6 protein-coding genes and 1 pseudogene are annotated in these 7275 nt (G+C 59.6%); 3 read left to right on the top strand and 4 right to left on the bottom strand.

Features of this window, described 5'->3' with window-relative positions; translation table 11 throughout:
* Positions 1–464 (bottom strand): annotated as a pseudogene (locus tag AC1DLB_RS16250) (toxin); the annotation flags it as partial.
* Between the two features lie 195 nt (positions 465–659).
* On the opposite strand from AC1DLB_RS16250, the gene AC1DLB_RS16245 reads away from it, so the two are divergent.
* A complete protein-coding gene (locus AC1DLB_RS16245) occupies positions 660–3020 on the top strand; it encodes a DNA polymerase II (protein WP_477785276.1) in 2361 nt (786 codons plus the stop codon).
* On the opposite strand, the gene AC1DLB_RS16240 is transcribed toward AC1DLB_RS16245, so the two are convergent.
* The 3 genes from AC1DLB_RS16240 to AC1DLB_RS16230 form a co-directional block, all read right to left on the bottom strand.
* On the bottom strand, positions 2985–3455 hold the full coding sequence (locus tag AC1DLB_RS16240) for a DUF1810 domain-containing protein (RefSeq protein WP_018925394.1): 471 nt from the start codon (positions 3453–3455) through the stop codon (positions 2985–2987). The two genes, AC1DLB_RS16245 and AC1DLB_RS16240, sit on opposite strands and share 36 nt — an antisense overlap.
* Positions 3456–3485: 30 nt before the next feature.
* Positions 3486–4307: an aldo/keto reductase gene (locus AC1DLB_RS16235; protein ID WP_064618935.1), complete on the bottom strand. Its 822-nt coding sequence runs from the start codon at positions 4305–4307 to the stop codon at positions 3486–3488.
* Between the two features lie 176 nt (positions 4308–4483).
* A complete protein-coding gene (locus AC1DLB_RS16230; protein ID WP_064618933.1) occupies positions 4484–5632 on the bottom strand; it encodes an aldose epimerase family protein in 1149 nt (382 codons plus the stop codon).
* A 248-nt stretch (positions 5633–5880) separates the two neighbouring features.
* Between AC1DLB_RS16230 and AC1DLB_RS16225 the strand changes: the two genes are divergently transcribed.
* Both AC1DLB_RS16225 and AC1DLB_RS16220 read left to right on the top strand, forming a co-directional pair.
* Complete coding sequence (locus AC1DLB_RS16225; protein WP_477743737.1) at positions 5881–6630, top strand: hypothetical protein; 750 nt, start codon at positions 5881–5883, stop codon at positions 6628–6630.
* Positions 6631–6794: 164 nt separating this feature from the next.
* The coding region (locus AC1DLB_RS16220) for a sulfite exporter TauE/SafE family protein (protein ID WP_477785275.1) at positions 6795–7275 on the top strand (481 nt) is incomplete at its 3' end.

Genomic DNA, 7275 nt, shown 5'->3' with positions numbered 1-7275 from the left:
GGATCGACTTTCTTGATCAGCTGACCCCGCAAGTTTTTCCCAGGATCCGCATCGCCCTGCCCATAGGTCAAGACTTCGACGTTCGGTTGCGCATTGGCGTCAACCGCCAACATGCGCAGTTGATCATCGTAGGTATTTCGCCATTGATTGCCGCGCTCATCCCAGCGGCAGAGGACTTCACCGGCCACACCGAGCAAGCTCAGACGCCAGCCGGAATCGACGCTGTCGACCTTCAGCGGTTGGCCGGTCAGCCCATGGACCGTCGTCAGGTTGGGCCTGGAGCCATACAGACGCGGATCCCAGTGTTCCACCGGTCTGCCGGTGACGTCATGACGCTGTCGGGTGATGAGCGCTTCCAGAGGCTCGCGAGCGCTATTGCGCAGGTAGGCCACATGGCGAACCGCCAGGCCGCGGCCATCATTGGCAGTAATCGAAGAGGTGTTCCGATGCACGGTGAGATCCATCTCTCTATCTCCTTCAATGCGTAGCATCGGTCACGGCAAGGGTTTTCTCCAAGGCTCGATGCTATCAACGTACGAGGGGTGTGTAACCTGTCAGATATGACAGGTTACAAGGGACGCACCTATCCCAACGCATCCACACGGTTGCCCAATGACGCGTAGAATCACCCCTTGAATCAAATCGTTGAGGTCGCAGTGGTGGATTTACAGCAGGGCTTCGTCCTGACCCGGCATTGGCGCGATACCCCGGCCGGCACCGAAGTCGAGTTCTGGCTGGCGACCGATGCCGGTCCCCGGCGCATCCGCCTGCCGCATCAACCGTCGGTCGCGTTCATTCCACAGGCCATGCGCGAGCAAGCCGAAGCAGTGTTGCGCGGCGAAAAGAACGTTGAACTGCGGCCGTTGGCGCTGCTGGACTTCGAGCACCGCCCGGTGCTGGGCCTGTATTGCCAGCAGCACGGCCAGCTGATGCGCCTGGAAACCGCACTGCGCAAATCAGGCGTCGAGGTGTTTGAAGCCGACATCCGCCCGCCGGAACGCTACATGATGGAGCGGTTCATCACCGCGCCGGTTTTGTTCGGTGGCACGGCTGGCGCCGACGGCCTGCTGCTCGACGCGCAAATGAAACCCGCCCCCGGCTATCGGCCGAACCTGCGGCTGGTCTCGCTGGACATCGAAACCACCGCCCAGGGCGAGTTGTACTCCATCGCCCTGGAAGGCTGCGGCGAGCGTCAGGTGTACATGCTCGGGTCGCCCAATGGTGATGACAGTGGGGTGGATTTCCAGCTCGAATACTGCGATTCGCGAACCCTGCTGCTGAAAAAACTCAATGAGTGGTTCGCCCGGCATGACCCCGACGCCATCATCGGCTGGAACGTCGTGCAGTTCGACCTGCGCGTCCTGCACGAACATGCCCGCCGCCTGGCGGTGCCGCTGAAGCTGGGGCGTGGCGGCGAAGAAATGCAGTGGCGCGAGCACGGCAGCGGCAATCATTTTTTCGCCTCGGCTGCCGGCCGGTTGATCATCGACGGCATCGAGTCGTTGCGCTCGGCCACCTGGAGCTTCCCCTCGTTCAGCCTTGAAAACGTCGCGCAAACCCTGTTGGGCGAGGGCAAGTCGATCGACAACCCGTACCAGCGCATGGATGAAATCAATCGCATGTTCACCGAGGACAAACCGGCCCTGGCCAAGTACAACCTCAAGGACTGCGAACTGGTGACGCGAATCTTCGCCAAGACCGAGTTGCTGACTTTCCTGCTGGAGCGCGCCAGCGTCACCGGATTGCCGGCGGACCGCAGCGGCGGCTCGGTAGCGGCGTTCACCCATTTGTACATGCCGTTGATGCACCGCCAGGGTTTCRTCGCACCGAACCTTGGCAATAAACCACCGCAGGCCAGCCCCGGCGGTTTTGTCATGGATTCGCAGCCGGGGTTATACGAGTCGGTGCTGGTGCTCGACTACAAAAGCCTCTATCCGTCGATCATCCGCACCTTCCTGATCGACCCGGTGGGCTTGATCGAGGGGCTCAAGCATCCTGACGACAGCGAGTCGGTGCCAGGCTTTCGCGGCGCACGTTTCTCACGGACCCGGCATTGCCTGCCGGCCATTGTCGCCCGAGTCGCCGAAGGCCGCGAAACCGCCAAGCGCGAACACAACGCGCCGCTGTCCCAGGCGCTGAAAATCATCATGAATGCGTTTTACGGTGTACTGGGTTCCAGCGGTTGTCGCTTCTTCGATACCCGGTTGGCTTCGTCCATCACCTTGCGCGGGCACGAGATCATGCTGCGTACCCGCCAACTCATCGAAGCTCAGGGCCACGCGGTGATCTACGGCGATACCGACTCGACTTTCGTCTGGCTGCGTCGCCCCCATGGTCAGGCCGAAGCCGCGCAGATCGGTCACGCGCTGGTGGACCACGTCAACCAATGGTGGCGCGAGCATGTGAAGCAGGAGTACGGGTTGGAAAGTGCCCTGGAGTTGCAGTTCGAAACCCACTACAAACGCTTTCTGATGCCGACCATTCGCGGTGCCGAGGAGGGCAGCAAGAAGCGCTATGCCGGATTGGTTACCCGTGCCGATGGCTCCGACGAGATGGTCTACAAAGGCCTGGAAACCGTGCGCACCGACTGGTCGCCGCTGGCCCGGCAATTCCAACAGGAGTTGTACCTGCGCATCTTCAACCGCAAGCCCTATCAGGATTACGTGCGTGACTATGTGCGCAAGACGTTGGCCGGTGAGTTCGATGAGCGCCTGATCTACCGCAAACGCCTGCGTCGGCCCCTCGATGACTATCAGCGCAATGTGCCGCCCCATGTGCGGGCCGCGCGGATCGCCGATGACTACAACGACCAACAGGGGCGGCCGCGGCAGTATCACAACGGCGGCTGGATCCGTTACGTGATCACGGTTGCTGGCCCCGAGCCGCTGGAAGTGCGCAGCACGCCCATCGACTACGACCATTACATCACCCGGCAGCTGCAACCGGTGGCGGACGCTATCCTGCCGTTCGTGGATGACGATTTCTCAACGCTGATTGGGGGGCAGCTGGGCCTGTTTTGAGTCCAGCAGCGACAGCGTCCAGTCATCCGGTATGCCGTGAAAGTACTGATCCAGCGCCTGATGGAACAGGCTGCCTTTTGGCGAAACCTGGGCGAACAGCGTCATCGATGAATGAAACTTGAGGTTGTCGGGGTGCCCGAAAATCTTGGTGATCGAACGTTGAGGAGCATCCAGCACCAATTGCGTGCAGGTGCGCAAGCGCGGCCCCAGCAACGGATGCTCGAGGTACGCCGCGGCCTCTTCACTGGAGCGAATGGCAAAGTAGCGGGACATTTCGCTGTCACCCAATCCGGCAAACTGCGGAAAGATGAACCACATCCAGTGTCGGCGCTTTTGGCCGGCGCGCAGTTCATCCTGAACCCACTCGAACACAGGATCCTGCGCCTGGACGAAGCGTGGCAAATTGAAAGAGTCGAGCTGATCGGTACTTCTCATGCCGATGCCCTCTGATAGATCCGCGATGGCTCAGACCATGGCCAACCGCTGCTTGCGTTGTGGCGCGCGAAACGCTTGGTCCAGCGCCTCCAGATCCCCAGCCTCCAGACGCAATTGCGCCGCTTGTGCGTTGAGCCGCACATGCTCGGGGTGGACCGCTTTGGGGATGGCGATCACTCCGTTCTGACGCAGAATCCATGCCAGCGCTACCTGCGCAGGTGTCGCCTCGTGACGGGCGGCAACTTGTTTGAGTATTGGATTGGCCAGCATGTGTCCGCCCTGGCCGATCGGACAGTAGGCCATCACCGGCATCTTTTGCCGTTGGCTCCAGGGCAGCAGATCGAATTCGATGCCGCGCTCTTCCAGGTTATACAGCACCTGATTGGTGGCGCAGGCCGGTGAGGCCAGCTCTTCCAGATCATCCAGGTCGAAATTGGACACGCCCCAACGGCCAATCTTGCCGTCTTCGCGCAGGCGTTCGAAGGCCTCGACGGTTTCCTCAAGGGGATACTCGCCGCGCCAGTGCAACAGGTAGAGATCGATGTAATCGGTATTCAGCCGACGCAGGCTGCGTTCACAAGCCTGGGGGATGCCTCTGCGGCTGGCGTTGTGAGGGTAGACCTTACTCACCAGGAAAACCTGGTCGCGCAGGCCTGTGATGGCTTCACCCACCACCTCTTCGGCGCCCCCTTCAGCGTACATCTCAGCGGTGTCGATCAGGGTCATGCCCAACTCGATACCCAGGCGCAGCGCTGCAACTTCCCTGGTGTGTCGGGAGCGTTCCTCTCCCATGTGCCAGGTGCCTTGGCCGATGACCGGCACAGGGCGGCCGGCCAGCTCAAGAGTCCGCATGAATCCTCCTTGTCGAAGTCCGATCGATACTACAGTTGGCAGCAAAATAGCAGGGTGGTTCCGTCGTCATCATGAAAGATCGCAGCCTGCGGCAGCTCCTGCGAGGGCGGGGCACACCCGCGATATCACGGGTGTATCCAGCCCCCTGGAGCTGCCGAAAGCTGCGATCTTTTGATCTACCGGGCGGAGAACCTGAACACGGTGGTCTGGGCATAGGTCTTGCCCGGATCCAGCCGCGTGGACGGGAAGCTCGGCTGGTTCGGCGAGTCCGGATAATGCTGGGTTTCCAGAGTAAAGGCACCCCAATGCGGGTAAATCTTGCCGGCCTTGCCCTTGACCGAGCCGTCGAGGAAGTTGCTGGTGTAGAACTGTACGCCAGGTTCGGTGGTGTAGAGCTGCAAGCGACGGCCGGATTGCGGATCGCTGACATCGGCGGCGAGTTTGCCCAGGTCACCCTTGGCGTCCAGCACCCAGTTGAAGTCAAAACCGCCTTGTTTCGGTTCGGCGAATTTCAACTGTGGGTGATCGGCCTTGATGTGTTGACCGATGGCGGTCGGTTGAGTGAAGTCCATGGGCGTGCCGGCGACCGGGGCCAGTTCACCGGTGGGGATCAGTTTGCCGGTGACTGGCGTGTAATGGGCGGCGTGCAAGGTCGCCAGCTGCTTCAGCACATCGCCGTTACCCGCGCCGGCCAGGTTGAAATAGCTGTGGTTGGTCAGGTTCAGCACCGTGGGCTTATCGGTGCTGGCCTTGTAGTCGATGCGCAGCTCATTGTTCTCGGTGAGGCTGTAGGTGACCTCGGTTTTCAGGTTGCCGGGGAAACCCATTTCGCCATCCGACGACAGGTACGTCAGCGTCACGCCCACCGAATCCTTGCCCTTGCTCGGTTCGGCTTTCCACACCCGCTTGTCGAAACCTTGAGCCCCGCCGTGCAGCGAATTGCTGCCGTCGTTGAGCGGCACTTGAAAGCGCTTGCCATCCAGCTCGAAGGCGCCGTTGGCTAGGCGATTGCCGAAGCGGCCGATGGTCGCGCCGAAAAACGCCGTGCCACTTTGATAACCCTGCACGTCGTCGAAACCGAGCACCACATCGTCGAGCTTGCCGTTTTTATCCGGCACTTTCAGCGACTGGAGAATCCCGCCGTAAGTAATGACCGTGGCCTGCAGGCCGTGGCTGTTGCGCAAAATGTATTGCTCGACGGGCGTGCCGTCATTGGTTTTGCCGAAGGCTTTTTGTTCGCTGGACAAACCAGTGGCGTGAGCGGAGAGGGTGGCGATCATCAGGGACAGTCCGAGGCCGGAGAGCAGGTGTCGGGATTGAAGCATGGTTGACCTTCCTTTTTGTTGTTTTTAATAAGTAGTCATACTAATGATCGTGTTTAAGTGCGATCAAGGAAGGATTTATAGCTTATGTCTCGAGCATTGCAATTAAAAGTATGACTAATAAGAGATCGCTTTCATGGTGACCAGAGCTTACGGACCGCCGGCACTGCACTTTTTCAGCTTTCACGGTTCTATCCTTGGCCAGCCCGCGGCGATCCCCACTGCCGGCCCATGCCCAAGTTCAAGAACCCATGGCTCAAGTTTTACCCCGTTTTACCCTGCACATTCGCCGTCATTGCTTGCTGCTGATTAGCCTGTCGATGCTCCTCGCCAGTGGTTGCAGCCATCAGCCGGGCAACGATGTCATCAGCCAGTTTCGCGATGGCAAACCCCAGGAACTCCTCCAGACCAGCGTCGACCGCATGGCGACCCTGACGATGCGCGACAACCTCGAAAGCCTCTACCTGCTGATGAACAAGCTCTACCTGCGCAACCCGCAGGAGCTGAAAAAATCTGGCTTCCTCGATGTCGGCACCGCAGAAAAACAGGTGCGCATGGCCATCGAACAGCAAGAGCCGCTGCCCACCCTCGGCGGCAAAAAAGACCTCGCTGCGCTGAGCTTCGCCATGAGCCCGGAATTCCTCGGTGACCGGGTCGGCGCATTCATCTATGCGATTGGCAGCATGCTGGTGACGGCCCATGGCAATCGGCTGGAGTTCTACATGACGGATGCGCTCAACCCGACCTTCGTCAGCAATGCCGCGCGCAACATCGAAAAAGCCACCTGGATCTTGAGCCAACGGCAAAACAGGCAAGGCGAGCCTTTGCTGTTCTCCAACGAAATTTCGGAGGAGGGCAGCAACCTGAGTTTTGCCGTGGAGTTCGGCAAAATCGTCGCGCGACTGGACCTGCTGACCCAGATGCTCGATGAGCGGTACCGGCGGATCGGCCTGAACTACGCCCAGAGTCTGCTGTTCCTGAATTTTTTGCCGGTGCAGTGAGATGTCGGATAAAGCGCAATTCTTGTGGGGTTGGTATTGAGTGGGGAGTCGCTGTTTCAAATCGGTGAATTGGCATAACGATAGACCGCATCGATATATGTGGTTATAAGAAAAATCGCTATGCTGCTGACCGGTTTGTTTCCTGCGAATTTCTGGGCGTATTAATGGATTTCGGTAATTTCGGGTTGGTCGTAGCGGGTCTGGTGGTCGGCTTTATTGTCGGCATGACCGGTGTTGGGGGCGGTTCGTTGATGACGCCAATCCTGCTGTGGTTCGGCGTTAACCCGGCCACGGCGGTGGGCACGGATTTGCTGTACGCGGCCATTACCAAATCCAGTGGTGTGCTGGTTCATCGCAAGAACAAGAACATCGACTGGGCGATCACCGGTTGGTTGACCCTCGGCAGCGTGCCGGCGGTAGCCCTGACGCTGTGGTTCCTGAGCACTTTGCAGACCTCGCCCGAGGCGATGAACGCCGTCATCAAACAGGCGCTGGGCTTCGTATTGTTCGCCACGGCGCTGGCGATTTTCTTCAAGAAACGCTTGCTCGATTTCGCTCACAAACGGGCGGGCGGTCACTACAACCCCAGCGGTTCCCGGTTGAATGCACTGACCGTGATCACCGGTCTGGTGCTAGGCACCATGG

This window comes from Pseudomonas sp. 05N434 (assembly GCF_056396965.1).
This window is presented reverse-complemented; position numbering and strand designations above follow the sequence as displayed.

Coding starts and splice junctions, on each gene's coding strand:
- AC1DLB_RS16235 (WP_064618935.1), bottom strand. CDS start 4,307: ATGCGGACTCTTGAGCTGGCCGGCCGCCCTGTGCCGGTCATCGGCCAA.
- AC1DLB_RS16240 (WP_018925394.1), bottom strand. CDS start 3,455: ATGAGAAGTACCGATCAGCTCGACTCTTTCAATTTGCCACGCTTCGTC.
- AC1DLB_RS16230 (WP_064618933.1), bottom strand. CDS start 5,632: ATGCTTCAATCCCGACACCTGCTCTCCGGCCTCGGACTGTCCCTGATG.
- AC1DLB_RS16225 (WP_477743737.1), top strand. CDS start 5,881: ATGGCTCAAGTTTTACCCCGTTTTACCCTGCACATTCGCCGTCATTGC.